Below are 26,465 nucleotides of genomic sequence, written 5' to 3'. Positions count from 1 at the left end.
TTTCTAACAGAAAGATAATCTCGCTCAACAGAGCCTTAAAAAGTCGAAAATTTGACAAGCTGCAGAAAAATCTGAGACAAAGACAAAACCTATTGATTTATAGATGATAAATGTTAAGTGCCACAACATCGATTACTGAAAAATGTGCCAGTACATCGATAACAAATGTTCTCTGACAATCGAATAGTAGCCACGTAAATCTGTGAGCACCTAATCCCATCTGGAGGTGTTCATGGACGATGAAATCAAGAAATGCCGGGTTTTGGCTGTTCAGCGGTTCAAGGCTGGAGAAAGCCCTGAAGCGATTTGCGCTTCACTCGGCAAATCAAAATTCTGGCTTTACAAATGGGTTAAGCGAAACAGCGAAAATGATCCTTTGTGGTTTGAAGATCGTTCTCGCAAACCGCTATCAACGCCGCATCGTACACCCGCCGAGATTGAGGAGATCGTCAAACTTGTGCGTTTGAATCTCTACAATCAGGATCTGTTTTGCGGTGCGCAGGCCATTCTGTGGGAATTGGAAGACCTGGGTGTATCGCCGTTGCCTTCACTGCGTACGATCAATCGGATCCTAAAACGCAATGATCTGACGCACCGCAGAACAGGTAAATATGAGCCGAAGGGAACACTCTATCCCAAACTTCCGGCACAGCTGCCGAATCAGACCCATCAGATGGACATGGTTGGCCCCTGCTATTTGACCGGTCCGATCCGTTTCTACGGGCTCAACGCGATCGATACGGCAACGGCACGCTGTGGGCTGCACTCCTCGCTATCCAAGGCAGGAGAAGATGTTCTGGACGGAACCTGGGCCATCTGGTCTCGGCTAGGCATACCAGACAACCTCCAAGTTGATAACGCCATGTCTTTCCTTGGTAGTCCGAGGTATCCGCGAGCATTGAGCCAGTTTGTTCGTCTTTGTCTTCAGCATGGTGTTGAGCCCTGGTTTGTTCCTATGGCCGAACCTTGGCGCAATGGCAACATCGAGCAGTTCAACGATCATTATCGACAGAAGTTTCTCAGCAAGGTCATGATGACCACAACCGATGAACTGGCGACCGGAACAATGGCCTTTGAGCAACGGCATAACAGCTCGTACCGCTATAGCAAACTTGGCGGCAAAACGCCCATCAAGGCACTTTCTGCGAGTAAGGCCACCCTGAGGTTTCCTAATCCAGACGACAAGCGCCAACAGCGGTTGGAGAAACCAGAAACAGGCCGTTACCATCTGGTTCGTCTTATTCGCAGCGATCTTAAGCTGAACATTCTCGGCGAACTGTTTCCTGTTCCGCCGGAACTGAAGCTCGAATATGTGGTGGCTACTATCGATGTCAAAGAGCAAAGGTTAAAGCTCTATCTGGACAAAACCCAGGTAGAGGAATTTGATTACAAGCTCAGATAAACCGTGTTGAGTGTCAGCGATGTTGTGGCACTAAAATCCGTTAGCGATGTCCTGGCACTCAACAGATAAATAAAAAAGAAAGCGCTGCCCGGGCAAAAGCGGTTGATCCTATCAGCCAGAAGTGAAAATAAGTGTCCAAACACCAACCAACCCGAGACCACCCTCCCTGCTCCTGCCGCCGCAAAAACATTGCAGCAAACCAGGGAAGCGGTCCCGAATGGCGCTCATTGAAGAAACTTTGCAGTAAACTCGGGACTGTCCCCAGAGTCATCGGGGGCTGTCCCAAGAGTTTGCGGGCCATGAAACTGCCGCGGTTGGCACTGCAAAGACCTGGGACAGCCGCCGTGCGGGGACACCGGTTTTGCTGCCAGCGACTCTTAAATGAGCGTCATTCAAAGCGGTCCGCGGCCTTTAGCTTTTTTCATACCCGTCCGGATTATTGTGCTGCCAGTTCCAGCTGTCCCGCATCATTTCATCCAGACCACGCTGTGCCCCCCACCCCAACTCCTGATTTGCCAACCCCGGGTCAGCCCAACATTGAGCGATATCGCCCGGCCGACGCGGCGCAATCCGATAGGGGACAGCCCGTCCAGAGACTCTTTCAAAAGCGCGCACCATTTCCAGCACCGAATAGCCCGTGCCGGTGCCCAGATTATAGGTAAGGACACCGCTTTCAGCATTGATCCGCTGCAGGGCTTTTAAATGGCCCTGGGCCAGATCAACAACATGAATGTAATCCCTGACCCCGGTTCCGTCCCGGGTGGGGTAGTCATGGCCGAACACCGCCAGTTCCGGTAGGCGGCCGATGGCAACCTGGGCGATAAAGGGGAGCAGGTTGTTGGGAATGCCTTTGGGATCCTCGCCGATACGCCCTGACGAATGGGCTCCGATGGGGTTGAAATAGCGCAGCAGAACGATTCCCCAGCGCGGGTCCGAGGTCGCCAGATCACGCAGGATCTCTTCGATCATCAGCTTGGTTCGCCCATAGGGGTTGGTCGCAGAAGTCGGAAAATCCTCTTTGATGGGTACCGTTGCAGGATCACCGTAGACCGTTGCGGAAGAGCTGAAAACCAGTTTAAAGACTTCAGCCCGGCGCATCTCTTCCAGCAGGACCAGGGTCCCGTTGACGTTATTATCGTAATAGGCCAACGGGATCTGAGTCGACTCGCCGACCGCCTTGAGACCGGCAAAATGGATCACCGCATCGATCCGCTGAGCAGCGAAGATCGAGCGCAGACTCTCGCGGTCACGAATATCGGCCTGGACGAACACCGGCTTCCGACCGCTAATTTCCTGAATGCGCTGCACGGCAACCGGAGAGGAATTGGCCAGGTTATCGATAATAACAACCTCCTGCCCCGCCTGAAGCAATTCAACCACGGTGTGGGAGCCGATATAACCGGCACCTCCCGTCACTAATATGGACATAAAATCCTCCTTGCCTTGGTCTTTACACCGGTTGTCCTGAATGGCGCTAGGTTAAGCAATGTTGCAGTAAACTCGGGACTGTCCCCAGGGTCATCGGGGGCTGTCCCAAGAGTTTGCGAGCCATGAAACTGTCGCGGTTTGCACCGCAAAGACCTGGGACAGCCCCCGTGTGGCGCTAGTTTAAGCACTTTTGTAGCAAACTCGGGACTGTCCCAAGCCCTATCTGGGGCTGTCCCAGATGTTTGCGGCCCTTGGAACGCTGGCGGTTTGCACCGCAAAAGCCTGGGACAGCCCCGAATGGCGCTAGTTTAAGCAACTTTGCAGTAAACTCGGGACTGTCCCCAGGGTCATCGGGGGCTGTTCCAAGAGTTTGCGAGCCATGAAACTGTCACGGTTTGCACCGCAAAGACCTGGGACAGCCCCAGTGCGGGGACAGTCCCGGTTTTGCTGCCAGTGACTCTTAAACTAACGTCATTCCCGATCGTCCTCTGAAACTTGACATTGTCTATATTGACTGGATTGTCAATTGGTAAAAAAGAGATCCTGAAAAGTAATTATTCGGCTGCAGCCCTGACAATGAAAAAGGGATTCAGCAAGTTTTCCTTATTATACAGCAAAGGAGCATCGTCGGGAGTCGCCACCGTTCCCCCGGCAGCAACAACGACCGCGTGGCCGGCAGCGGTGTCCCACTCCATGGTTGGCCCCAGGCGCGGATAGAGATCCGCTTTCCCTTCAGCAACCACACAAAGCTTCAACGAACTGCCCACCGGCAGAGCCTCAGCCACCTTGATATTCTCAAGAAAAGCGGCCAATTCAGGGGACGGATGGGAGCGGCTCATGACCACGGTCAATCCCTGCTCAGGAGCAATCCGACGAACCTGAATTTGCTGCGCCTCCTGACCTTTGGACTTAACCCAGGCCCCTTCTCCGACCACCCCCCAATAGAGTTTTTCCTGGGCCGGAACATAGACCACGCCAAGCACGGGGCGACCATCTTCAATCAGCGCGATATTGACCGTAAATTCGCCATTTCTCTTGATGAACTCCTTGGTCCCGTCCAAAGGATCGACCAACCAGAAGCGCTCCCAGCGGCAGCGCTCTGAAAAAGGGATATCCTTCCCCTCTTCAGACAGCACCGGGATATCGGGATACAGTTCCGCCAACCCGCGACTGATCACCTGATGTGACGCCTTGTCGGCCGCGGTCAGCGGCGAGTTGTCCTCTTTCAATTCTACCGCCACATCACCAGCATAGACGTCCATGATGGCAGCACCGGCCCGTTCGGCAATATAACAAACCTCTGCTATTGCTATATTCAAAATCTACCCCTTTGAAGTTATTGAGTTCATTATCAATCTACAAACTGAACGATTAGCATCCGGTCCGGAAAGCATCACCTTAAAAAATCGTTCAAACATCGTGAAGCGGCCTTCGTCCCTCGCATGAAACTACCATTCAATCCCTCGAAAAACAAAGAATTAGCGGCACGACCTGCCCGCAAGGTGTGAATAACATTGCTCCGGCAGACCCGGGCCATACCCGAAAGACGGCTTTACGGAGCATGATCCTGCCCTTCGACCCGTCTCAGCAACATAAAATAGAGCTTCCTTCATCCCTAAGCTTTAGACTAAAATGTTGCGATAAAAGCCCTTTTCCCTCTGCCGAAGGAGGTGGCCATTGCTAAAAAGAGTCCTCTTTTTCCTGGCGGTCCCGCTGATAACGACTCTTCCTCATTTGGCATGCGCTCAGGACGATGTGCCCGTGGTTATGCGCATTTCCTTCACTACCTCGGTTACCCATAATACTCATTACTGGACCCCCCTTGAGGTCCTCAAAGAACAGGTCGAAAAGCAATCCAAAGGTCGGCTGAAAATCGAACTCCACGACCGAGAAAATTGGGAATCCAACCTCGAAACCATTCGTATGGTCCGTAACGGCGCTATCCAGGCCAACACCTTTACCGATGGCAACCTGGCCGCTGTTTATCCACCCATTCAGGTGTTTTCGATTCCTTACCTGTTTGCCAATCGGGACATTGCCTGGACGGTCTTGGACGGCCCGTTCGGCCAGAAAATGATTGAGGACATGGCCGCCAAAACCGGGTTGCGCCCGCTGTTCTGGATTGAAAACGGCGGCTTTCGACATTTTTCCAACAATAAGCACGCCATTCACTCACCTGCCGATATGAGCGGCTTGCGCATTCGCACCATGAACAGCCCCCTGCATGTCAAAATCGTCAACGATCTCGGCGCCAAGGGGGTGCCCATCAACTGGGCAAACGTTTACGAAGCTATTGAAGCAGGCATTGTGGATGGGCAGGAAAACTCCATCAGCACCTTTCTCATCCCCCATTTGGAAAAGGTTCAAAGCTATATCGTTCTCGACAGCCATGTCTACAGCATCTATACACTCCTGATGAACGAAGCCTGGTACCAGGCGCTACCGGACGACCTGAAACGCATTATCCAGCGGGCCAAACGGCCCGCTGCCGTGGCCAACCGCGGTCTCTCCATCAGTAATGAAATATATAATCTCAATTATTTGCAATCCCAAGGGGTTACCATTACCATTCCATAAGCGGAAGAAATGAGACTGTTCCGGGAAAAAACCCGCCCGCCCGCTATTCAATGGCTGAACGAAAATATCGGCAAGGAATGGGTCGAGGGTGCTTTGCAAGCCACGGCCGAGGCCGAAAAGCAGCTTGGCTACCAATAAGTTATTATTTGCCAGCAGACAGTCACAGCTCAACGACTGAGGCGACAGGCAACCGACAGGAGCGGAATGCCCCATGCTGAAACGAACTCTGCGTGCCAGCCAGAGCCTGCGGGTCAAGGTCATAATCTTCATCGGCCTGATCATGTTTGCTACCATCGGGGTCAGTAGTTTTCTTTATATCAACAGTTTTCGCACCAATTATCTGGAAGCGATTGAATGGCGCTCCGTCTCCCTGGTGCAAAGCCTTTATGTCGACATCCAATCCCGCTACCAGTACTTCGGCAACCTTGCCGATCAACAACTCCTTCTTCAATCGACCTATTTTCAGTGCAAAAGACTTTATGAGGCAAATCGGGATAGGTATGTCGCTTTCGTCGCCATTCTCGACGAAAACGGGCTGATCATTTCCCACAATGACAAAAACCGCTGGGGCTCCCGCCTTAACGATCCGGCGCTGCTCTCCGCACTGCAGTCCAGGCAGATAAGAACTGTCCTCGTCGGCCCGAATTACCACACTCTCATACCGATCACCACTGAAAATGGTCGCTTTCTGGCTGCTATTGATGTCGGCCTGCCCCAAAGCATCGTCACTGATAAAATTGAGGGCAGCATGCGTAGCGCAATTCTCATTTGCCTCGCCCTGTTCCTGGTGGTGTTCCTGCTAGTCTGGTTATTTATCAATCAGGCGCTTTACCGCCCCATCGCTCATCTCATTGAGGTCACCACCGATATCGCCAATGGCAACCTGACCCGCGAAATTGCGGTGGAAAAAGTCAAAGAATTCAGAGAGCTGGCCTGTAGCCTGACGCACATGCGCGATTCTATCCGTCGAAATATCTATGAAATCGAACAGAAGACCCAGCAAGTCAAAGCCCTGATCGCCTGCTCTCCAGTCGCCCTGTTCAGCGTCGATGTGCATGGCGCGGTGGCCATTTGGACGGAATCCGCCGAGCGTTTGTTCGGCTGGCAGGCCGATGAGGTGACCGGGCAACCATTGCCCATTATTCCGGATTCGGCCCAGGAGCGCTTTAACGAAATCTTCGCCAGGATTTGTCAAGGGGAGGTGATGCTGGGACAGGAATTCCAGCAAAAGCGTAAAAACGACACCCTGTTTCATGCCTCCCTGTCCTCCTCGCCGATTCGCGACAGCAGCGGAGCCATTGTCGGAATCATGGCTTCGGTCGAGGACATCAGCACCCGCATCGCCCAGGAGAAGGCTCACCAGGAGATGCAGGAGCAACTGCTCCAGTCCCAAAAAATGGAATCAGTCGGTCGCCTGGCTGGTGGAGTGGCCCATGATTATAACAACATGCTCGGGGTTATTCTCGGCAGTGCCGAACTGGCGCTGATGAATATGGACGAGTCGGACGCCAATCGCCGCTATCTAAAGGAAATTATCAATGCCGCCCAGCGCTCGGCGGATATCACCCGGCAACTCCTGGCCTTTGCCAGAAAGCAGACCATTGCCCCCGTGGCCCTGGACCTCAACGCCTGTATCAGCGACATGCTGAAAATACTGCGCAGACTGATCGGGGAAAACATTGAGCTGGAATGGCTCCCACAAAGTTCATTGGGAATGGTCAAAATGGATGCAACCCAGATCGATCAGATTCTGGCCAACATCTGCATCAATGCTAAAGATGCCATGCCGACCGGAGGGAAAATCACTCTGCAAACCCGGTCGGTCAAAATCGATCAGGAATATTGTGCCCGCCATCACGGTTTTCAACCGGGAGAGTTCATCTGCCTCAGCATCAGCGACAACGGACTTGGGATGGATCGGGAGACGAGGGAAAAAATATTCGAGCCCTTCTTTTCCACCAAAAAGGTCAATGAAGGGACCGGACTGGGGCTGGCCACCGTTTACGGCATCATCAAACAGAATAATGGCTTTATCAACATTTACAGTGAACAGGGGATCGGTAGCACCTTCAACATCTATTTCCCTGAGCACCATGGCGTCGCCGCGAAAAAAGAGGTTCACCCGCCGGCCGCAACCCCTTCCGGCCATGGAGAACTGGTGCTTCTGGTCGAAGACGAGAAAGCCATTCTGCAGATGTGCCAGAAGATCCTGGTCAGCCTGGGCTATCAGGTGATCTGTTCAGAAACCGCCAATCAGGCCCTTGAGCTGGTCCGTAGCGCGCGGCTGGATATTCGGTTGCTGATTACCGATGTCATCCTTCCCGACCTGAATGGCCGGGAATTGTCACAACAACTCAAGCAGAACTATCCAGAGTTGAAAGTTCTCTTTATGTCCGGTTATACCGCCAACGTCATTGCCCACAGTGGCGTATTGGATGAAGGCGTTAACTTCATCCAGAAACCCTTTTCCAAAAATGAACTGGCCGCAAAGGTCGCCGCAACGTTGACCACTGCAGCAGAATGTGAAGCAAGAAGCTGATCCCTCTCGACCATACCATAACCGGGTCAGCCTGTCTGGCCGGAATAATCCCTGAGCAGCCCGAGCAGGGCCATCCCACCATCAGAAGAGTCAACACGACCCAGGGCAGCTATATGCTGAGCCCCACTCAGCCATTGCGGATCTCGGAAAGAGTTTTGGCCACGCTAAGCGCTTCCGGGTCAACCCTCAATTCGATGATTGCCGGCAAATTGGCTTTGCGGGCACGCTCCAGAGCACCGGCAAAGTCTTCGGTGCGGGTGACCTTCTCGCCATAGCCGCCAAAGGCCTTGGCATAGGCGGCGAAATCCGGGTTACGCAAGGTTGTGCCGCTGACTCGGTAAGGATAGTTCCGCTCCTGATGCATGCGGATGGTGCCGAGGATGCCGTTGTTGACAATGACGGTGATAATATTGGCGCCAAACTGGACGGCGGTGGCGAATTCCTGGCAATGCATCATGAAGCAGCCATCCCCGGCCACGCAAACCACCTCGCGCTTGGGATAGTGTACTTTGGCCGAGATCGCCGCCGGCAAGCCGTAGCCCATAGAGCCTGAGGTCGGCGCCAGCTCAGTGCCAAAGCTCCGGTAGTGGTAGAAGCGGTGCAGAAATGCCGCGTAATTGCCGGCCCCGTTGGTGATGATGGCATCGTCGGGGAGAATCGCGGAGAGCTGGCTGATGACATGTGCCATTTTAACGGCGCCGGGGGTGTCAAAGGGTTCCGCAAATTGTAGATAGTTGGCATGTCCGGATGCGATCCAGGCACTGTTGTCTGCGCCGTTGATCGGTTCCATGGCGGCCACAGCGGCCAGGAACGAAGGCTGCGAAGCGTTGATGGCCAGGTCCGGCCGATAGACCCGCCCCAGTTCATCCGACCCGGGGTAGATATGAATCAGCTTTTGCTTGGGACAGGGGATCTGCAGCAGTTTATAACCGCTACTGGCCATCTCACCCAGGCGCGCCCCGAGCAACACAATCAGATCGGCCTCGGCGATCATCCGCGCCAGGTTGGGGTCGATGCCGATGCCGACATCGCCGACATAATTGGGATGAAGGTTGGGCATGTAGTCCTGAAAACGGAACTCGTTAGCCACCGCAATCCCGTTGCGCTCGGCAAAGCGGACCAGGTTGTCCGTCGCAGTGGCGTCCCAGGGATGGCCGCCGACGATCACCAACGGCCTGGCCGCCTCTTCGAGCATACTGCGGAATGCGGCCACATCGTCCTGCGCGGCACGCGCCTCGACTTTGGTGTAGGGTTTACAGTCGGCAACTTTCGCATAGGCGGACTGGACGTCTTCCGGCAGCGCAAGCACGACCGGTCCGGGGCGACCGGAGGTGGCGACGTGATAGGCGTGACTGAGGTATTCCGGAATGCGCTCGATCTGATCGATCTGGGCCACCCATTTCGCCAGGGGTTCATACATTTTGCGGTAGTCCACTTCCTGAAAGGCTTCCCGGTCAACCATATGCCGGGCGACCTGCCCGATCAGCAGGATCATCGGCGTGCTGTCCTGCTGGGCGATGTGCACCCCGGCGGACGCATTGGTTGCACCGGGACCACGGGTGACCATGCACACACCAGGTTTCCCGGTCAGCTTACCATAGGCTTCCGCCATGATTGCCGCCCCACCCTCCTGGCGGCAAACCACGGGTTCAATGTCCGGGACATCCACAAAACCATCGAGCACCGCAAGAAAGCTCTCGCCGGGAACAAAAAAAACCCGCTCACAGCCATGAATCTTCAATTGGTCGATAACAATCTGACCACCATGGCGCATACCTGCTGAATTTTGCATGAAGCTCCTCCGCTAACAGCTCCCTGTGAGACTGAAAATGACCCCATACCATCCATGTACTCAACCGGCGGCTTTCTGTCACCTGAAAAGGGAAGAAATGAATGGTGCCATGAAATAATCATAGATTGATCGGACGTTAATCGATACAACTCATCACGTCAACTACTAATAAGAATTAAAATAATGAGATCTATTAAAAATCCATATAAAACAAATATTTTAACCAATTCGTAGTATGAATTAGTGAAAAATTTGAGCCAGTCGAGTCAACAAAAGACTCACTGCCAGATGAAGTCCGCCATCAAATTTGCCATCAACACGAGTCGCCACCTTCCGAACCCCGTCTCATCAAGAAGTTCGGTGTCAGGCGGGTCGTTATCCGTGAAGGGCTGGCAGCGAGGACCTGATCAGGTTGATTTTTGGCACAAAAAGCCGCCCGTCACAATGCGCGGCTCGCAAAAGAACCATAAAAAAAGCGGGGGGGGGCTTTTGTACTAACCGAAGCGATTTATCTGCAACGCTTTCATTTTTCGCTTCAATGTTGTTCTGTGAATTCCCAGATGATCGGCAGCTAGCCCCTGGTGGCCATTGTGCCGTTTTAGTGCTTGCAGGATTCTGTTCCTCTCGGACAATTCGTCGGCTTTTTCATTCTGGGGGACATAAGGGGCTTCAGGCACACGATCTTCCATCGACAACTGCGACCGAACAAAACTGTCAGTGACTTCAGCATTACGTGCCATTAGAGCTAAGCGCTCAATGACCCCGGCCAACTCCCTGACATTTCCAGGCCAAGGATGTCCTTCGAGTATAGTCATGATGGTCTCTGTTAACTTGAGAGAGCTTGCATACTTTTTTTTATAAATGTCCGCAAATCGGCCGGCCAAAAGGGAAACATCCCCATATCGCTCCCGCAATGGGGGAATCTGCAATGGTAGAATATTCAGTCTGTAAAACAAATCTTTACGGAACTCCCCCTTCTCAACCAACTCGCGAAGGTTTCGGTTCGAAGCGGCAAGGACACGGGCATTCACCGGAATGTACCTATCTCCACCCACACGCATGGTACAGCGCTCCTGTAAAACACGTAGCAGCCTCGTCTGCCCATAATGATCCATTTCCGATATCTCATCGAGAAAGATGGTGCCATTGTTGGCGATCTCGAACAGACCTTGCTTGCCACTTCTGCGAGCCCCAGTGAACGCTCCTTCCTCGTGACCAAATAACTCTGATTCCAGCAATGACGGTGGAAGAGAGGCACAGTTAATGGCTACAAAAGGACCTGGGCCATAAGGGCTGACCTGATGAATGGCCTGGGCAAAAAGTTCTTTGCCAGTGCCGGTTTCACCCATCAGTAAAATGGGGCTGTCTGTGGCAGCAAATGAACGTGCCCAAGTGATGGTATTCTTAAGCGCCTTTGAGTCGCCCCAAATGTCGGCGAAGGAGTAATTACTGGTCAGTCCCCTGGTGTGGAGGCTTTTGCGTAATTTTGACTCAAGCTCACCGATGATGGCTGCAGGTTGCATTGTGAAAATTATATCGACAACCTGCGAACCCATTTTAACAAATTCGGTCCCTAGCAGGATGGGGGTCCCATTGACTTCAAGCATTTCATCAACGATCGGCGTGCTGAATTCCAGACATCTATCTGCCAATGGGGTTGGCAAAACCTCGGTTGCCTTACTGTTTACGTAATCGATATTGGCATTTAGAATCTGTCGCGCCATGGTGTTAATGGCCTGAATATTGCCGAGTGAGTCGACAACAAAGACTCCATTTGGAGACTGGTCAATGACGGTTTGAAGCCTTCGGGTTCTGGCCTGTTCAAGCTTTCGGGCATAAGCAACATTCCGGGCCTCCGAAAAAACCTCTCTCAGTGCGGCAGGCCCTGAATCGAGAAAGACGGTGGGGAGTCCTTCCTCCCGGGCTATTCCCGAAGAAATATGGCCAGCAACCACAACATCTGCTCCTTCTCGCATGGCCTGCCGAATCTGCCCCCTGATATATTCAAAATTGTTAATCACTGAGTAAATCAGAAGATCTATATCCAATAGCTCTGCGAGACCGGCAATATCCCTGTTGATAGCTGCAAAAGCCAGAAGAGCAATGCGAGGATGGTTGATCCTGGTCGACTTTTTAGCTTCATGGAGAACCGTTACGAGATCCTGACCCGTTACAGGAATTTCCAGGACAGGGGTTTTGACTGTACTTTTGACGATATCGCAATTTATCCCCCTGGTAATGATGACATCAACCCCCTGCTTTTCCAATTCGACGGCGTGGATTCTCGAAATATCCCCGACCCCTTCTTTTAAGATAATCCGGTCTTCCAATCCCAACATTGCCGCGACCTTGATGGCTCGCTCCCCGATCTCCCGATTTGGTGGGATCAGCCCAATCAATGGCTCCATATTCAAAACTCCAAATGCGTCAAAATGTGCAAATATGATTCAATTGATGCAATGCATAAGACAAATGATGCACCTTTCTTTTGGGGAAAGCCAGCTTTTTCGCGCTTCTGCCCTTTGGCAAGGTTGTTGCTCTATACCTGTATGACTTTAAAACCAAGCTGCAAAACTACGACAAGCGGATGGGGCTGCAGTTTTAATTAATTCAGAGGCATATATGTCAATACTCAAGGACTTAATCAAACAGACTGAGATACCAGAATTTATCCCTGCATATCAGTCGTTTGCAGATGATTGTATCACGGACATCCCATCAGCCGTCGTAACTGCGCTAAATGAATCCGGGTTATCACTGAAACTTCCAGTGCATAAAGAGGTGGCCATTGGGGTTGGATCCCGTGGCATCGCAAACCTGCCAGCATTGGTTGCCTCAACAGTCACCTGGTTTCGCTGTAATGGTTGCAAACCTTTTGTCATCCCCTGTATGGGGAGTCATGGTGGCGCGACTGGACCAGGACAGGTAAAAGTTCTTGCTGATCTGGGTATTACCGAAGAAACCGTTGGATGCCCGATTCGATCGTCCATGGAGGTTGTCGAAGTTGGACAGCTCGACAATGGATTGCCGGTTTATATGGACAAGAACGCCTGGAACGCAGATGGCGTGTTCATCATCAACCGGGTCAAAACCCATACCTCCTTTTCCGGAACCCACGAGAGCGGGCTGGTCAAGATGCTGACCATTGGACTTGGCAAACAGAAAGGTGCCAATGCGGCTCATTGCCTTGGCTATTTTCAGTTTCCCACCATCATGCCGGCCATGGCACGTATGGTTCTGGAACGAAAGCCTGCCATCCTCGGCGGTCTTGCTGTGGTTGAAAATGCGCTGGAGAATACCTGCCTGGTTGAGGCGGTGACATCCGAAAAAATCCTGGACCGTGACGCCTCTCTTTTGGCCTATTCCAAAACCTTGATGCCGTCACTGCCTATTCAGGATCTTGATCTGTTGATCATTGACCGAATTGGGAAAAATATTTCCGGGGCAGGGATGGACCCCAATATTACCGGCCGACATGGTTCCCCCGCAAAGACCGGTGGCCCTAACGTAAACCGCCTTGTTACCCTTGGGTTGACCGAAGAAACCAAAGGAAATGCTACCGGCATGGGAAATGCTGACATTATTCCCCGGAGCATGGCTGATGGCATCAATTTTGAGTACACCTACGCCAATGTTATCACCAGTACCAGTCTAAGCTTTGTCCGCATGCCGATGGTTCTTGAAACTGATGAAGATGTGCTTCGCTGCGGAGTCAAAACCTCTTCTGTGCCGGCTCACTCAATCCGAGCCATTCGTATTCTGGACACTCTTCATCTGGATAAGCTCCTCATTTCTCCTGCTGTCGCCACAGAACTGGAAGGCAACGAGAGAATCAGGATCGTAGGTGAGCAAGCCCCACTCCATTTCAATTCTGAAGGGAAACTGGATCGGGATATCTGGAGACAGGTGTTTCCTAATTCAGAACTCTGAGGTGTTTTAGAATCGGCCGATCTGGAACGCTTCAAAACGACCAAAACGACTATTTGATTAAGTAATATCAAGGAGACAACATGCAGTACGACATCATCCACTTTGAAGCCCTGGGCATGGAATCGCAACATCTGGAAAACGAAATCCAGGCCGCTATCAAAGAGGGCAAACTTCCTTTACACAGCTATCTCGTCACATCTGAAACCATTCAGGACTTCCTGGCTAAACCAGAAACCTCTTTGCCAGAGGTGATTACGGTTAAAGCACATTCCAAAGTACCAGCGTCATATTTAAAGGGGGCACGTAAAAATGTAATTTTCCGTGGCGCTGGCTATGATTCGGTTGAATACCTTGCTCCTTCTGTCAATTTGACTTCTTTGCGAGAATACTGTGTCACCGCCGTTGCTCAGACTGCGCTCAAGTTACTTTATGCGACAGCCGGTTATTTAAATTGCTACACGGAAGCTATCAGGACATTTAATCGGCAAACCGTGCCATCCTTTTTCGAACTGGGTCCCCATCGTATCGCTACCGTTTTTGGCGTGGGTAGAATTGGAAAACAAATCTATGACCTGCTGCAAGCGAATGGATTGACTGTTCAGGCCGTTGATATTCGTGAGAAAGAACTTTCTCAGCAATATGGGAGTAGCGTTAAATTTGTCAGTGCCACAGAGGCGATGGCCACAAGCGATATTATTCTTAGCGGTATGAGTTTGACCAAAGATCCCGCCCATCCGTTCTACAATGTCGGCTATTTCTCCGAAGACCTTTTTTCCCATGCAACCAAGAACCTTATCTTTATCAACGTCACCCGAGGTGATATTGCGTCGGAAGCCTTGCTACTTGAACTCTATAAAAAAGGAAAAATTATCGGTCTCGGCCTTGATGCCTTTAGTAAAGAAGGCGATTTTGCCGACTTCATCAAACAAAAATCAACGACCACAGATTTGGACCATCTCGCAGCGAAAATGCTTGTCGAAATGAGCCTCAACCGAACGGACAATATCTATGTTCAGCCGCATCAGGGATTCAATGGGGATGTGGCCGCTGCTGCGAAGGCTTCTGAAACCGTTAAGCACCTTGTCTACTGGTTTGCAAACGGTAAGAAGGGTTTTGTTGAACAGATTCCCTACTATTGAGAACTCCACAATGATGTGAACTTCCCATATCCACGGCGCAGAAACTTATCTTTCATGACAGGTACGTATATGGCAAATCCAGGATTAAGAGTTAAAAAAAACTTTGTCCGTCCGAAACAAGAGCTGATAGAGCCCTTTCGTTCCATTCCGGTTGCGAACATTGGCGACAGCATGAACCGGATCAACTGTATGAATTCCCGAATCAGGCCGATGAATACAGCTCCGCTGTTGGGATGCGCACTGACGGTTAAAGTCCGTACCGGCGACAACCTGCTGATGCATCAAGCCATCGACATGGCAGGTCCCGGGGATATCATTGTCGTCGATGCCCAGAATGAACAATCCTACGCGATTACCGGTGAGCTGATGATTTCATGGATGCGTCGCCGGGGAATTGCAGGGCTTGTTGTCGATGGCTGCATTCGCGACATCGATGCGGTGCGCAACCTCACTGATTTTCCAGTCTATGCCACTGGCATTACACCTAACGGCCCCCTGAAAGAAGGGGGCGGTGAAGTCAATTTCCCCATTATGTGTGGTGGGTTAATCATCCACCCAGGCGACATCCTGGTCGGTGATGCTGACGGAATCGTGGTGATAAATCCTCAAGATGCCAAGGATGTTCTGGCAAAAGCCAGGGCTAAAAACGATGCCGAGGTGAGGGAAAAAGAAGCAATTGAAAATCTGACCTGGGACCGGGCATGGGTCGAGGCGACGTTGCTAAAAAAAGGCTGCGAATTTATCGACTAACCAACGGGGTGATGGCCTGGTGTTTTACGTCACTCCCTGAATATTTGATGGCTGAACAGAATTTAGTGACTTATCAGAGAGGTATTTAAAGAATGCGGCAAATCGTTCAAGACAGATTTATTGCAGTCTCCGGCTTGGTGCTTGTGGCTATCGGGATATGGATCACAACAGGTTATGATGCCGATAGTGCCTTTTTCCCGAGAATATGCCTGATCAGTATCGGTATCCTCCTCATTCTTCTTGCCATAGAGGGCTATCTGACCCAGCGCAAAGAACGCCTGACGCAGAAACAGCCTGTTATGGCTGAAAAAATGCCTTGGGGACCGTTTCTTCTGGTTACCGGGGTCTTGGCTGCTTATGGCATTGCCTTGAAAATTATTGGATTTTACACATCCAGTGCTCTTTTCCTGATTGCCGTTGGGCTTTGCTGGGGAGGGGTGAAGAAACGGACCGTGTTTCTGTTTACCATCTGCCTCATGGTCTTTCTCTATTTCTGTTTTACGGTTCTGTTCAAAGTTCCGCTGCCCGTTGGCCTGATGAGGTAAATCATGATTGAACATTTAATTGCATCATTGTCTTCCGTTTTTGAATGGACGTCGATCATAGCTATGGTAGTCGCGACCGGCGTTGGCATCATCGTCGGAGCACTTCCTGGCCTTTCCGCCACCATGGGAGTCGCTTTACTGATCCCATTTACTTTCAGCCTGAATTCCCTTACGGCCCTGCTGGCCATGGCGGGTATGTACAACGGAGCCATCTACGGTGGCTCCATTGCAGCGATACTTCTCAATATTCCAGGGACACCAGCGGCCGTTTGTACAACCCTGGATGGCTATCCGATGGCCAAACGTGGCGAAGGAGTTCTTGCCTTGCAAACATCGGTCATCAGTTCCGCGTTTGGTGGTTCCATCAGCGCCCTGGCACTGATGTTTGTGGCACCCTATCTGGCAGCGTTGGCATTGAAGTTTGGTCCGGCCGAATATTTCTGGGTTGCGGTGCTCGGTCTTTCCACCATCGCCAGTTTTATCAGTGGCTCGACCATCAAGGGCCTGATCAGCGGTTTTATCGGCCTTCTGGTAAGCACCAGCGGCACCGATGCTATCACCGGCATCACTCGGTTTGATTTCGGCTCGACCTATCTGGTTGATGGGATCCCTCAACTCGTTGCCTTAATCGGCCTGTTCTCCATTCCGGAAGTTTTTTTCATTCTGGAAAAACACGGTAAGAATCAGTCACAGGACAAAATTGTCCTCGGCGCGGCAAAAGGCTGGAATTGGACCAAGGATACGGCACAGTCCTGGGGTATATGGATACGTTCGTCAGTGATTGGCGTTGTCGTTGGCATGCTTCCGGGCGCCGGGGCAAATATTGCTGCATTTATCAGCTACAATGACGCACGCCAACGCTCCAAGCAAAAAAGCCAATTTGGCAGCGGTGCCATCGATGGGATAAAAGCGTCAGAAACCGCTAACAATGCTGTAACGGCAAGCGCTCTGGCGCCTATGCTGTCGTTTGGAGTCCCTGGCAACGCGGTTGCCGCAGTCATGATCGGCGGGCTGATGATTCATGGCCTGCAGCCCGGTCCGAATCTTTTTGTCAAATCTCCGACAATCGTTTATGGCCTGATGTGGGGTATGTTTTTCACTAACTTCATTATGCTTGCATTTGGTTATTTTGGTTCCCGCGTCTTCGCTCAGTGCCTGAAAATTCCTCCCACCCTGATGGCCTCAGCCATCGCCGTACTCAGTGTTGTCGGCACCTACGCCATCAATAATTCAATTGCCGATGTATATACTATGCTGATTTGCGGCCTGATTGGGTTGGTCATGCTGCGGCTTCGTATTCCCGTCGCTCCAGCCGTCTTGGGGTTGATTCTAGGGGGTATGGCCGAAGACGAACTGCGCCGAGCCCTCATGCTGGCTGATTCCCCGGTTGAACTTTTTACCCAGCCATTATCCGCGGTACTGGTACTGTTGACCGCCATCAGCCTCATTTTTCCGGTATATCGGAGTTACCGCAGGAGAAAAGCAGGCGGGACCGAGGAAGCCGCACTTGCCAGCGGTGATTTCTAATAACTGCCATAAACCTGAAAACTCTGTGGAATTTCAATCATAAGAAGTCGTCAGAAAAGGAGGTCGAAATCCCTGAATCAATAGCGAAGTGGCTCAAGAAGCAGATGAGATAGCTCAGACAGCAGCAGTGAATATCAACACAACTTACAGGAGGAAATTGATGAAAAAAACAATGAAGTTCGTTTTCCTGATGGTCTTGATAGCGACTTTTGCATTGCCGATGGCGCCTAAGGCAGAGGCCGCCTGGCCGAGTGATCAGCCAATCACCATGATTGTTGCCTATTCCCCGGGGGGATCGACCGATGTTGCTGCACGCATGGCAGCAATATATATCGAAAAGTATCTTGGCCAGTCTGTTGTTGTTCTGAATAAACCGGGGGCCGGTGGAGAAATCGGGTTTACCGCACTGGCTGAAGCACAACCTGACGGCTATACCGTTGGATTCATTAATACTCCCAACGTTCTCACCATCCCAATGCAAAGAAACACCCGCTATAAGCTGGAATCTTTCATTCCCGTGGCTCAGTTGATGGATGATCCGGATTCCTTTTTGGTCAAAAGTGACAGTCCTCTGAATAACCTGCAGGACTTGGTTGCTTACGTTAAGGAAAAAAAAGGCAAAGTCAGCTATGGCACAACCGGAATCGGATCTGACGACCATATCGCGGCTGAACTCTTTGCTCAGGCGGCTGGTGTTACCATGAAACATATTCCTTTCAACGGTGCTGGTGCTTCAAGAACGGCACTGCTTGGTGGTCACGTCGATGTCGGTGTCATCAACGTTAGCGAAGGTAAGGAATTTGTTTCGACCGGACAGGTCAAAATTCTTGGCCAAATGTCAGAAAAAAGAACGGCTCTTTTTCCAGACACTCCGACTTTCAAGGAGCAAGGATTTGACATCATCATGGCATCGATAAGAGGGATTGCCATGCCTGCCGGCACCCCTAATGAAATCGTGAAAAAGTTTGCAGAAGCCGTGGAAAAAGCAATTAATGATCCGGAATTTCAGAAAAAATGCGAGGAGGCAAATCTGCCTCTGCGTTATTTGGGACCCGAAGACTTCCTGAAAGCTCTCCAGGCCAACCAGAATGATTTTCGCCATCTGTGGGAAACCAACCCCTGGGTGAAGCAGTAATTAACAGCTTGTCTCCGGACGCATCGACCAGATGCGTCCGGAACAGGTCAATCTTAACACTTCACTGGGCCCTCTGATGAGTGAACAAGATTTGGCCGAGGCCCTCAGGCAAGGGAAGGTCAAGGTGCTGAATACCGTAATAGGCAACGTTCAGGTATTTTTACAAGGACACCAACTCAATAGAGTTAATTGAGACGGCTGTTATAACCAATAAACCCACCATATTCTGCCAATGAATCCTGTTGTCTACGCTAAATAGTTGCCATCCGGAAACTCCGCAGGGTAACGGCTAAGTTTTCAGATTGGAAACGAGCGATTTTTCTTTGTAGCAATGAAATCAATGGGTTACGCGGTGGTGTAGTCCTTTACGCCGCACAAGAAAACCCGCAGCTTGACACCACCACAGCGGAAAAGGGTCGTTTCCGGATGAAAACTAAATAACAAGCTGAGAAAGTCTATTCTATGGAACTCAAAGGAATCTACCCGATTGTCCCGACCCCGTTTCTCGATGACGGTTCGGTCGACTATGCCAGCATTGAACGCCTGGTGGCCTGCATGGCCGAGAAAAAAGTGCACGGCTTGGCGATTATGGGCGCGCTCGGCGAAGGTCCCAAAATGACCGACGCTGAGCGCACCGAGATCATCAAGCTGTTTCGTAGCACGATGCCCTCCGACATGCACCTGGTGGTGGGCACCCGGGCTCCGGCCACCGACCCGGCCAGGCTGCAAGCACAGAAAGCCCGTGACCTGGGCGCCGATGCTCTGTTGCTGGGGCCGCACGGAATCCAGAAGGACAAGCCGCTGCTGGAATATTATCAGCAGGTTTCGGCGGCCGCCCGGATCCCATGTATCATCCATGATTATCCGGCCGTGACCGGCATCACTATGTCGGTGGAACTGATCACGAAAATGTTCGAGACGGCTGAATTCATCGAATACATCAAGCTGGAAGATCCTCCAACCGGAATGAAGATGCAGGCGCTGCAGAAAACCGTCGGTGAGCCGTTGAAAGTGTTTGGTGCCCTGGGTGGCAACTATGCCTTGGAAGAGCTGCAGTTGGGGGCGGTGGGGATCATGACCGGCTTTGTCTATGCCGAACTGCTGGTGCAGCTGTTCAATCATGCCCAGGCCGGGCAGTGGACGGAAGCCAAGCAGCTGTTCTACGATTTTCTGCCGCTGACGCGCTGGGAGTTCCAGCCCGGGGTGGGGATCTCCCTGCGTAAGCACCTGCTCAAGCGCATGGGGGTGTTTACCTCGACCAAGGTGCGTCATCCAGGCATGGATGCCGATGCCAAGACCGTGGAGCAGATGATCCAGATCGTCGACTATCTCAATGCTAAAGGATATCAACTGAAAGTATGATCGCTGACCACTTGCTGAATGGGGTTTGCTAAGACAGTCATCGGTGGACACAGGATTTTTTGAAAGGAAAGCCAGAATCAATGCTATCGCCAACCATACTGCAACAGCTGCAAGAGATTTGCGGCAAGAGTCATGTCTCCACTAAAAAAGCCGATCTGATCTGCTACAGCTACGACGCCACTCAACGCCAGTTCCTGCCCGATGTGGTGGTCCATCCCGACAGCAGCGAACAGATCAGCCGGATCATGAAATTGGCCAACGCCAACGCCATCCCGGTGTTTCCCCGGGGCGCCGGCAGTGGTTTCACCGGCGGCAGCCTGCCGGTCAGCGGCGGGATCGTGCTGGGGCTGTCGCGGCTCGATCAAATCCTCGAGATCGATGAAGAGAACCTGGTCGCCACCGTCGAACCCGGCGTGGTTACCGAACAGTTCCAGCAGGCGGTGGAAAAAGTCGGCCTGTTCTATCCGCCCGATCCGGCGTCCCTGAAGGTCTCGACCCTGGGGGGCAACGTCGCCGAATGCGCCGGCGGGCCGCGCTGCGTCAAATACGGTGTCACCAAGGATTACATCATCGGCCTGGAGATCGTCACCCCGACCGGCGACATCATCAAGACCGGTGGCCCGACCATGAAAGGGGTAGTCGGTTACGACCTGACCAAGCTGATCTGCGGCAGCGAAGGGACCCTGGCGGTGATCACCAAGATCATCATCAAGCTGCTCCCCAAACCCGAAGCCAAAAAGACCATGCTGGTGTTGTTCGACTCCATCGACGGTGCGGCCCGGGCGGTCTCCGCTATCATCCGCGGCAAGATCATCCCGACCACGCTGGAGTTTATGGATGGTCGCACCCTGGAGTGCGTGCGCAAGGCCACCGACCTGCAAGTTCCCGAGGGTGCCAACGCCGTGCTGATCATCGAAGTCGACGGCGACCGCGAGTTCCTCGACAAACAGGCTGCCAAGATTGCCGCCATCATCAAACCCCTCGGCGTGGTCGAAACCCGCATCGCCGAAACCCCGGAACAGAGCGAAGCCCTCTGGCAGATCCGCCGCTCGGTGTCGGCCTCGCTGCGCCGGGTCAATCCCGACAAATTCAACGAAGACATCTGCGTTCCCCGCTCCAAGGTCCCGGAGATGATCCGCAAGATCGATCAGATCTCCGACCGCTACGCCATCCCCATCGTCAACTTCGGCCATGCTGGCGACGGCAACATCCATGTCAACGTCATGATCGACAACAAAGTGCCGGGGCAGAGCGAAAAAGCGGAAAAGGCCATCAAGGAAGTGTTTGCCGGCGCCTTGGAACTGGGCGGAACCATGAGCGGCGAGCATGGAGTCGGCATCATGAAGGCCCCCTACATCGAGATGGAACTGAGTCATGCCAGCATCGACTACATGAAAACCATCAAGAAAGCCCTTGACCCCAACAACATTCTGAACCCGGGTAAAATGTTCCCCAGCGACAAAACCGGCGTTACCGCCGCTCACTAAGCGGCGGTTATGGTGAGCAATTATGGCTGAACTTAAAAAACTCCAAGACTACCGTAGCGAAATTGAACAATGCGTCAAATGCGGCGCCTGTCGGGCTCACTGCCCGGCCTTCGGCGCCGAAAAGCACGAAGGCCGTGTGGCGCGGGGCAAGATCGCCCTGGCCGACGCCCTGCTCAAAGGTAACGTCGATCTGGAAGAGCAGTTCCTGCTCGACATGTCCCAGTGCCTGCTCTGTAGCAGCTGCTACAGCCAGTGCCCCAACAAGGTCCATACCGAAGAGATCGTCGCCGCGACCCGGCGTGAGATCGCCGAACGCAAAGGGCTCTCGACCTTCGGCAAGGGCGTTGCCACCGTGCTCAAGCACCAGGGGCTGATGAACCTGCTGGTCAAAAGCGGCGGCGCCTTCTCCAAGCTGCTGTTCAAAAAGGTCCCGGAGCAAAGTGGTCTGCGGCTGCGCTTTCCCGCCCCCTTCATCAGCTCAGACCGCACCCTGCCCCCGATTACGGCCAAACCGTTCCGCGAGCGTCACCCCGAGGTGATCCCGGGCCAGGCAGGCCAGCCGACGGTGCTGTTTTTCACCGGCTGCGGCATCAATTACATGTACCCGGACAGCGGCGAGGCCCTGCTCAAGGCCCTGAAGTTTCTTGGGGTGACCATCATCATCCCCAAAGACCAGAACTGCTGCGGTCTGCCGGCGGTGTCCGCCGGGGCCAAGGATACCGTCGAATCCCTGGCGGGGAAAAACCTGGCCATGCTGCAGGCCCACAAATACGACTATATCGTCACCGCCTGTGCCTCCTGCCATTCCGGCCTGACCCAGATCTATCCGGGCATGGGGACAGAGTTCGAGGCCTACCGAGCCAAGGTCCGCGATATCTTCGTATTTCTGGTTCAGCAGGGGCTGCCGGAAAAACTGGCGACCCTGCCCAAAGTGGCCCAACCGACCAGGGTGACCTACCACGATCCCTGCCACCTGCGTAACCATGGTATCACCAAGGAGCCCCGGGCGATTCTCAAAGCCTTGCCCCAGGTTGAGTACGTCGAGATGGACAATGCCGGCAGCTGCTGTGGGTTGGGCGGCACCTATTCGGTCTATCATTACGACACCAGCAAAAAGATCGGCGCCAAGAAGGCCACCCATATCGCGCAGAGCGGCGCCGGTCTGGTAGCCACCGATTGCCCGGGGTGCATCATGCAACTGCAGGACAGCATCAATCACGCCGGGGGAAAACAACATGCAGTCCATATTCTTGATCTTTTATCCGACGCCATTAGTTGATTTTTCATTATAGTGTGTCGCCATAAAGTATGAATAACTTCGCCGGCTGAAAGCTCAATCAACAGACGCAATTCGACCACCGTAAGCAGGTAGTTCGTTTACGTGAAAAAGGTTTGGACATTCCGAAAGCGGTGGCCTCAATCAACACCATGTCAGTAGACTTTGCAGAATCGACCAAGGCATGTGCAAAATAACTTCAGGCATCCCAAGATTTCCTATGCGGCCTGATCTTACTGATTCATCACCGGAGCAATAGCTACACTGCTCCCCCCTCTCTTTTTTCCCGATAACGGCTATTACCGGGAAAAACTGATATCAACAGGCGCGACGGTATTTTTCGTTGCGCCTGTTGATCACATCATCGCGCACCCAGTGCAATTTCCCCTTAACTCCTGGGTGACCTATGGCCGGTGGGAAGCCTTTTATGACTTTTATTTCGGTCATGCAGGTGTGATAGCTACACCGAAAAACCTGATTCGCCAGCTCTTCAGCCGTTGAAAGATCGGTCTCACTTTCCCTGAGCCTATTTTTTGCGTCCATAAGGCCCCCCTTTCGTGCTAGAATTTTGTTTTATTTTTTGGTGCTTTGGCTTTTGATTGGTAATTTATCAATACTCATTTTGTAGGGAAAAAGGTTTTGACCTTGAGTGGGCCCTGACTGGAGAGAGTCAATCTTATAGCAGCAGGAAGGTAAACAGCTCTGCCGAAGGATTGTCAGAGGAACATTTATCGCTGATCAGTACCTATGATGCTTCAGAGGCCCCGATCAAAGAAGCTGCTTTAACAATGCTCAAGAATTCTGCGGAGAAGTCAAAAAGCACCGATCGGAAGGACTCAGACTGTCCAAAGCTGAAATCTGGATAGAGTTGAGGCGGTTGGGCTGGGGGGAAGACATTAATAAATAGCAGCAGGAACTATATATCACGTTAAAGAGAAAATTAAGAAAAGAAGATAACATACTGAAATAACAAAGATTAAATTAAGATTTCCCGACACAAGCCGTGTTATAACATGGCCAGTATCAAGCATATTACATGTTGGAATTGAATGATATGAACCCGATTACAAACAACATGAGCACAGGAACAGCGGGCGAAATCCTCGTCCAGCTTCGTCTTCTCGAGCATGGCGTCCAGGCCGCACCGCCGATCAAAGACTCTGGAAATGATCTTATCGCCATCCGAGGTAACGCCTTTCGAGCTATTCAAGTGAAGACAACCACCGGCGACACTTTCAGAATAAACAGGTTGCCTAATCTTTTTCACATCCTTGCAGTGGTTCAACTCATTGCAGACGAGGATAGAGTTTTGCTCGATCAAAGCAAAATCTTTCTTGTGCCGCAAAATCGTATACGCGGCATTGGTACTCAGGTCGAGGGACTAAGTGACTTCGCCATGACGCCAGAGTTGGTGAACGAGTTGTTCGCAGAATAATGAGCCGAGGGATTCCAACAATCCAGTCGACCGGACTGGTGATGCTGGGGCGGTCCTCGTAAAGGTCTCTACTATTTTGACCCGGCACGACGCAGCCGGTCACCAAACCGTTGATCTGAGGGAAAATGGCGAAGCCGATTTCCCAACAACATTGGAGCGCAGGGGTTTTTCTACACCCTCGTTAGCAGGCCAACCCTATGACATTTTCTCAAGTTTTTAAAAGAACTTATTGGCGTCTACTAGGGGCTTATGCCGCCCTCTGTGCGCTTTGCCTTGTTGTTGGTAGTCTGCCGTATTCCCTGCCCAAATTCATCGCTAACGCCACAATGCTTATTTATTTCTTCTTAATGGTACCGGCGGGGTTAGTGAATACGCTTTATCTAGGCGTCGGGTTCCAGCCAGAAAATCCCATTATTCTCTGGGGCACAATTTTTATCAGCAATGCCATCTTTGCTGTGCTTTTATCGGCTATTGTAGCAGTACTAAAGTGTCTATTTCATGCAGCAAAAACTGCTAACCATTAAAGTAAGCGGATGGAAAATGGCTGGGTGCTTCCCGAAAAGAAAAACCTAAATTGCGGTGGTTACCCAGCAGTTCGTCGCCGCCGGTTTTCACTACGTTAGGCACTATAATTAGTATGATTAGTATGAAAAAAATAGCCCTAATATTTCTGTTACTGATTTTTCCGCTCATCCAAGGATGCGACCCTAATTTCTTTTACAAAGTGAACGTCGATGAAGTAGCAATTATCACGCAGAATGGAGAAATAGTTGGCAAGCCTGTAAAGGGAGGCCTTCATTTCAAAATACCATTCCTTCAAGAGGCCCACTTGATAAAGGCACATCGCGTTCAGACGGTTGAGGTTTATTTATCTGGCACTCCAGAGATAACTGCAAAACTATTCTGGAATATTCAGGATCCAATCGCTTTTTTTAAAGCAACGACAAATGGTGATCCCGAAAAAACAGTTGAAAAAATAATTCGTGAAAATATTGAGACAGATCTGAGAAATCTAAGCAAAATTAAAATATTAGAAATTTCAGAAGCTCAAATATCCGATCCGTACTATTCAAACAAAGAAACAGAAAAAATTATCCATAACCTTCAACCACATATTGAAAAGTTTGGTATTAAAACTCGCATATTATTCCGAAAGAAAAATGCTTAGACACGCAGGCAGAAGGTAAACGCGAGCGCCATAATCTGAAAAGATTCGGCGGTGTTCGCAAGGTCCTTTAGCAAAATTCAAAAGCTACCTTGAGAGCTACCTCGAAGAATAAAATAAGAAAGAAAAAACGGGTAGCCAGCATGAGGTAACTACCTGTTTTCATTATGGTTGAGAGGAGGAGATTCCCCCACTACGGATTTCGCTTCACGCTCAATCCTGCGTCGGCTCCCCTTCGTTCGCTGACGCGGCCATCCCTGGCCGCTTTTCTGACATTCAGTCAGCGCTCACTGCGCTTCGAATCTCCTGGACTGCGAATAACAAAAAAGCCCCTACCTTACGGCAGGAGCTATTTTTGTTATGGCGGAGAGGGGGAGATTCGAACTCCCGGTCGCTTGCGCGACAACAGATTTCGAGTCTGTCACCTTCGGCCGCTCGGACACCTCTCCATGTTTATTCTTGAACCAGCTTCCTTGCCTTATTCCGTGCCCGCAGGCGCTGGAAAAAATTCTTCAGCTGGGTACTGCATTCCTGCTCCAGAACCCCTTCTTGCACCGCAACGCGATGGTTGAAGCGTTCATCTTCCGCCAGGTTGTAGATGGAACCGACGGCGCCGACCCGGGGGTCGCGGCAACCGAACACCAGGTTTGGAATCCGGGCCAGGATGATGGCGCCCATGCACATGACACAGGGTTCCAGGGTCACGTACAACGTACAATCCAACAACCGCCAGGAGTCAAGGGCTTGCGCCGCCTGGCGGATGGCGATCATTTCCGCATGAGTGGTCGGATCATTGCTGGTTTCGCGCAGATTATGGCCGCGACCGACAATTTCACCTTTGTACACGACAACGGCGCCGATGGGGACTTCGTCCAGCTGTTCAGCCAGGGCAGCCTCATCAAGAGCCTGCTGCATGAAGTACCGGTCCTGCTCCTGCGTTGAGTTCATTAATCACGCCCTCTGGTGCCTCAATCGG

General features: G+C 51.7%; 22 protein-coding genes and 1 tRNA gene. 16 read left to right on the top strand and 7 right to left on the bottom strand.

Going from position 1 to position 26,465, the window contains the following annotated elements; translation table 11 throughout:
- The first annotated feature begins 232 nt into the window (after nt 1–232).
- Complete coding sequence (locus tag N909_RS0111960; protein ID WP_029915346.1) at nt 233–1,402, top strand: integrase core domain-containing protein; 1,170 nt, start codon at nt 233–235, stop codon at nt 1,400–1,402.
- 411 nt (nt 1,403–1,813) lie between these two features.
- Here the strand turns inward: N909_RS0111960 and galE are convergent, their stop codons facing one another.
- Both galE and cysQ read right to left on the bottom strand, forming a co-directional pair.
- Entirely contained in the window at nt 1,814–2,830 is a 1,017-nt protein-coding gene (galE, locus tag N909_RS0111955) for a UDP-glucose 4-epimerase GalE (RefSeq protein ID WP_029915343.1), read from the bottom strand.
- A gap of 554 nt (nt 2,831–3,384) precedes the next feature.
- Nucleotides 3,385–4,149, bottom strand: coding sequence for a 3'(2'),5'-bisphosphate nucleotidase CysQ (gene cysQ / locus N909_RS0111950; protein ID WP_029915341.1), 765 nt, complete (start codon nt 4,147–4,149; stop codon nt 3,385–3,387).
- A 358-nt stretch (nt 4,150–4,507) separates the two neighbouring features.
- On the opposite strand from cysQ, the gene N909_RS0111945 reads away from it, so the two are divergent.
- The 3 genes from N909_RS0111945 to N909_RS24645 all read left to right on the top strand — a co-directional run bounded on the left by N909_RS0111945 (nt 4,508) and on the right by N909_RS24645 (nt 7,946).
- On the top strand, nt 4,508–5,407 hold the full coding sequence (locus N909_RS0111945) for a DctP family TRAP transporter solute-binding subunit (RefSeq protein ID WP_029915339.1): 900 nt from the start codon (nt 4,508–4,510) through the stop codon (nt 5,405–5,407).
- 9 nt (nt 5,408–5,416) lie between these two features.
- Nucleotides 5,417–5,545 (top strand): hypothetical protein, encoded by a 129-nt coding sequence (locus tag N909_RS26350; protein ID WP_281174845.1) that lies wholly within the window; start codon nt 5,417–5,419, stop codon nt 5,543–5,545.
- 73 nt (nt 5,546–5,618) lie between these two features.
- The gene (locus tag N909_RS24645) at nt 5,619–7,946 is read left to right on the top strand and encodes a response regulator (protein WP_051689722.1); all 2,328 of its coding nucleotides are present in this window, start codon (nt 5,619–5,621) and stop codon (nt 7,944–7,946) included.
- Nucleotides 7,947–8,073: 127 nt separating this feature from the next.
- Here N909_RS24645 and N909_RS0111930 read toward each other — a convergent pair whose 3' ends face one another.
- Complete coding sequence (locus tag N909_RS0111930; RefSeq protein WP_029915335.1) at nt 8,074–9,738, bottom strand: thiamine pyrophosphate-binding protein; 1,665 nt, start codon at nt 9,736–9,738, stop codon at nt 8,074–8,076.
- Between the two features lie 494 nt (nt 9,739–10,232).
- Nucleotides 10,233–12,146: a sigma-54-dependent Fis family transcriptional regulator gene (locus N909_RS0111925; RefSeq protein ID WP_029915334.1), complete on the bottom strand. Its 1,914-nt coding sequence runs from the start codon at nt 12,144–12,146 to the stop codon at nt 10,233–10,235.
- 214 nt (nt 12,147–12,360) lie between these two features.
- Between N909_RS0111925 and N909_RS0111915 the strand changes: the two genes are divergently transcribed.
- The 9 genes from N909_RS0111915 to N909_RS0111870 all read left to right on the top strand — a co-directional run bounded on the left by N909_RS0111915 (nt 12,361) and on the right by N909_RS0111870 (nt 22,892).
- Entirely contained in the window at nt 12,361–13,668 is a 1,308-nt protein-coding gene (locus tag N909_RS0111915; protein ID WP_029915332.1) for a nickel pincer cofactor-dependent isomerase, group 22, read from the top strand.
- 80 nt (nt 13,669–13,748) lie between these two features.
- Nucleotides 13,749–14,807 (top strand): NAD(P)-dependent oxidoreductase, encoded by a 1,059-nt coding sequence (locus N909_RS0111910; RefSeq protein ID WP_029915329.1) that lies wholly within the window; start codon nt 13,749–13,751, stop codon nt 14,805–14,807.
- 69 nt (nt 14,808–14,876) lie between these two features.
- Nucleotides 14,877–15,557 carry an RraA family protein gene (locus N909_RS0111905; protein ID WP_029915327.1) on the top strand — a complete coding sequence of 227 codons (681 nt, stop codon included), beginning with the start codon at nt 14,877–14,879 and terminating at the stop codon, nt 15,555–15,557.
- Nucleotides 15,558–15,649: 92 nt separating this feature from the next.
- On the top strand, nt 15,650–16,102 hold the full coding sequence (locus tag N909_RS24640) for a tripartite tricarboxylate transporter TctB family protein (protein ID WP_029915325.1): 453 nt from the start codon (nt 15,650–15,652) through the stop codon (nt 16,100–16,102).
- A gap of 3 nt (nt 16,103–16,105) precedes the next feature.
- Nucleotides 16,106–17,629, top strand: coding sequence for a tripartite tricarboxylate transporter permease (locus N909_RS0111895; protein WP_029915323.1), 1,524 nt, complete (start codon nt 16,106–16,108; stop codon nt 17,627–17,629).
- A gap of 160 nt (nt 17,630–17,789) precedes the next feature.
- Nucleotides 17,790–18,764, top strand: coding sequence for a tripartite tricarboxylate transporter substrate binding protein (locus N909_RS0111890; protein WP_029915321.1), 975 nt, complete (start codon nt 17,790–17,792; stop codon nt 18,762–18,764).
- A 462-nt stretch (nt 18,765–19,226) separates the two neighbouring features.
- Nucleotides 19,227–20,126 (top strand): dihydrodipicolinate synthase family protein, encoded by a 900-nt coding sequence (locus N909_RS0111880; RefSeq protein WP_029915319.1) that lies wholly within the window; start codon nt 19,227–19,229, stop codon nt 20,124–20,126.
- Between the two features lie 80 nt (nt 20,127–20,206).
- Nucleotides 20,207–21,613 carry an FAD-binding oxidoreductase gene (locus N909_RS0111875; protein ID WP_029915317.1) on the top strand — a complete coding sequence of 469 codons (1,407 nt, stop codon included), beginning with the start codon at nt 20,207–20,209 and terminating at the stop codon, nt 21,611–21,613.
- Between the two features lie 22 nt (nt 21,614–21,635).
- The gene (locus tag N909_RS0111870; protein WP_029915315.1) at nt 21,636–22,892 is read left to right on the top strand and encodes a (Fe-S)-binding protein; all 1,257 of its coding nucleotides are present in this window, start codon (nt 21,636–21,638) and stop codon (nt 22,890–22,892) included.
- Nucleotides 22,893–23,207: 315 nt separating this feature from the next.
- Here N909_RS0111870 and N909_RS0111865 read toward each other — a convergent pair whose 3' ends face one another.
- Nucleotides 23,208–23,432: a hypothetical protein gene (locus tag N909_RS0111865; RefSeq protein WP_029915313.1), complete on the bottom strand. Its 225-nt coding sequence runs from the start codon at nt 23,430–23,432 to the stop codon at nt 23,208–23,210.
- Between the two features lie 493 nt (nt 23,433–23,925).
- Between N909_RS0111865 and N909_RS0111860 the strand changes: the two genes are divergently transcribed.
- From N909_RS0111860 to N909_RS0111850, 3 genes are all read left to right on the top strand, one after another.
- Nucleotides 23,926–24,324 carry a hypothetical protein gene (locus tag N909_RS0111860; RefSeq protein WP_029915311.1) on the top strand — a complete coding sequence of 133 codons (399 nt, stop codon included), beginning with the start codon at nt 23,926–23,928 and terminating at the stop codon, nt 24,322–24,324.
- 197 nt (nt 24,325–24,521) lie between these two features.
- Nucleotides 24,522–24,848, top strand: a complete 327-nt coding sequence (locus N909_RS0111855) for a hypothetical protein (RefSeq protein WP_029915309.1) — start codon at nt 24,522–24,524, stop codon at nt 24,846–24,848.
- A gap of 122 nt (nt 24,849–24,970) precedes the next feature.
- Nucleotides 24,971–25,492 carry an SPFH domain-containing protein gene (locus N909_RS0111850; RefSeq protein WP_155005926.1) on the top strand — a complete coding sequence of 174 codons (522 nt, stop codon included), beginning with the start codon at nt 24,971–24,973 and terminating at the stop codon, nt 25,490–25,492.
- Nucleotides 25,493–25,850: 358 nt separating this feature from the next.
- Here the strand turns inward: N909_RS0111850 and N909_RS0111845 are convergent.
- Together N909_RS0111845 and tadA are read right to left on the bottom strand one after the other, a co-directional pair.
- Nucleotides 25,851–25,938, bottom strand: a tRNA-Ser gene (locus N909_RS0111845).
- A gap of 4 nt (nt 25,939–25,942) precedes the next feature.
- Nucleotides 25,943–26,437 carry a tRNA adenosine(34) deaminase TadA gene (tadA, locus tag N909_RS0111840; protein WP_029915306.1) on the bottom strand — a complete coding sequence of 165 codons (495 nt, stop codon included), beginning with the start codon at nt 26,435–26,437 and terminating at the stop codon, nt 25,943–25,945.
- Between the last annotated feature and the right edge of the window lie 28 nt (nt 26,438–26,465).

This window comes from Pelobacter seleniigenes DSM 18267, assembly GCF_000711225.1.
GTDB lineage: Bacteria > Desulfobacterota > Desulfuromonadia > Desulfuromonadales > Geopsychrobacteraceae > Seleniibacterium > Seleniibacterium seleniigenes.
Note: the sequence above shows the minus strand (reverse complement) of the source record. Positions and strands in the feature narration are given on the sequence as shown.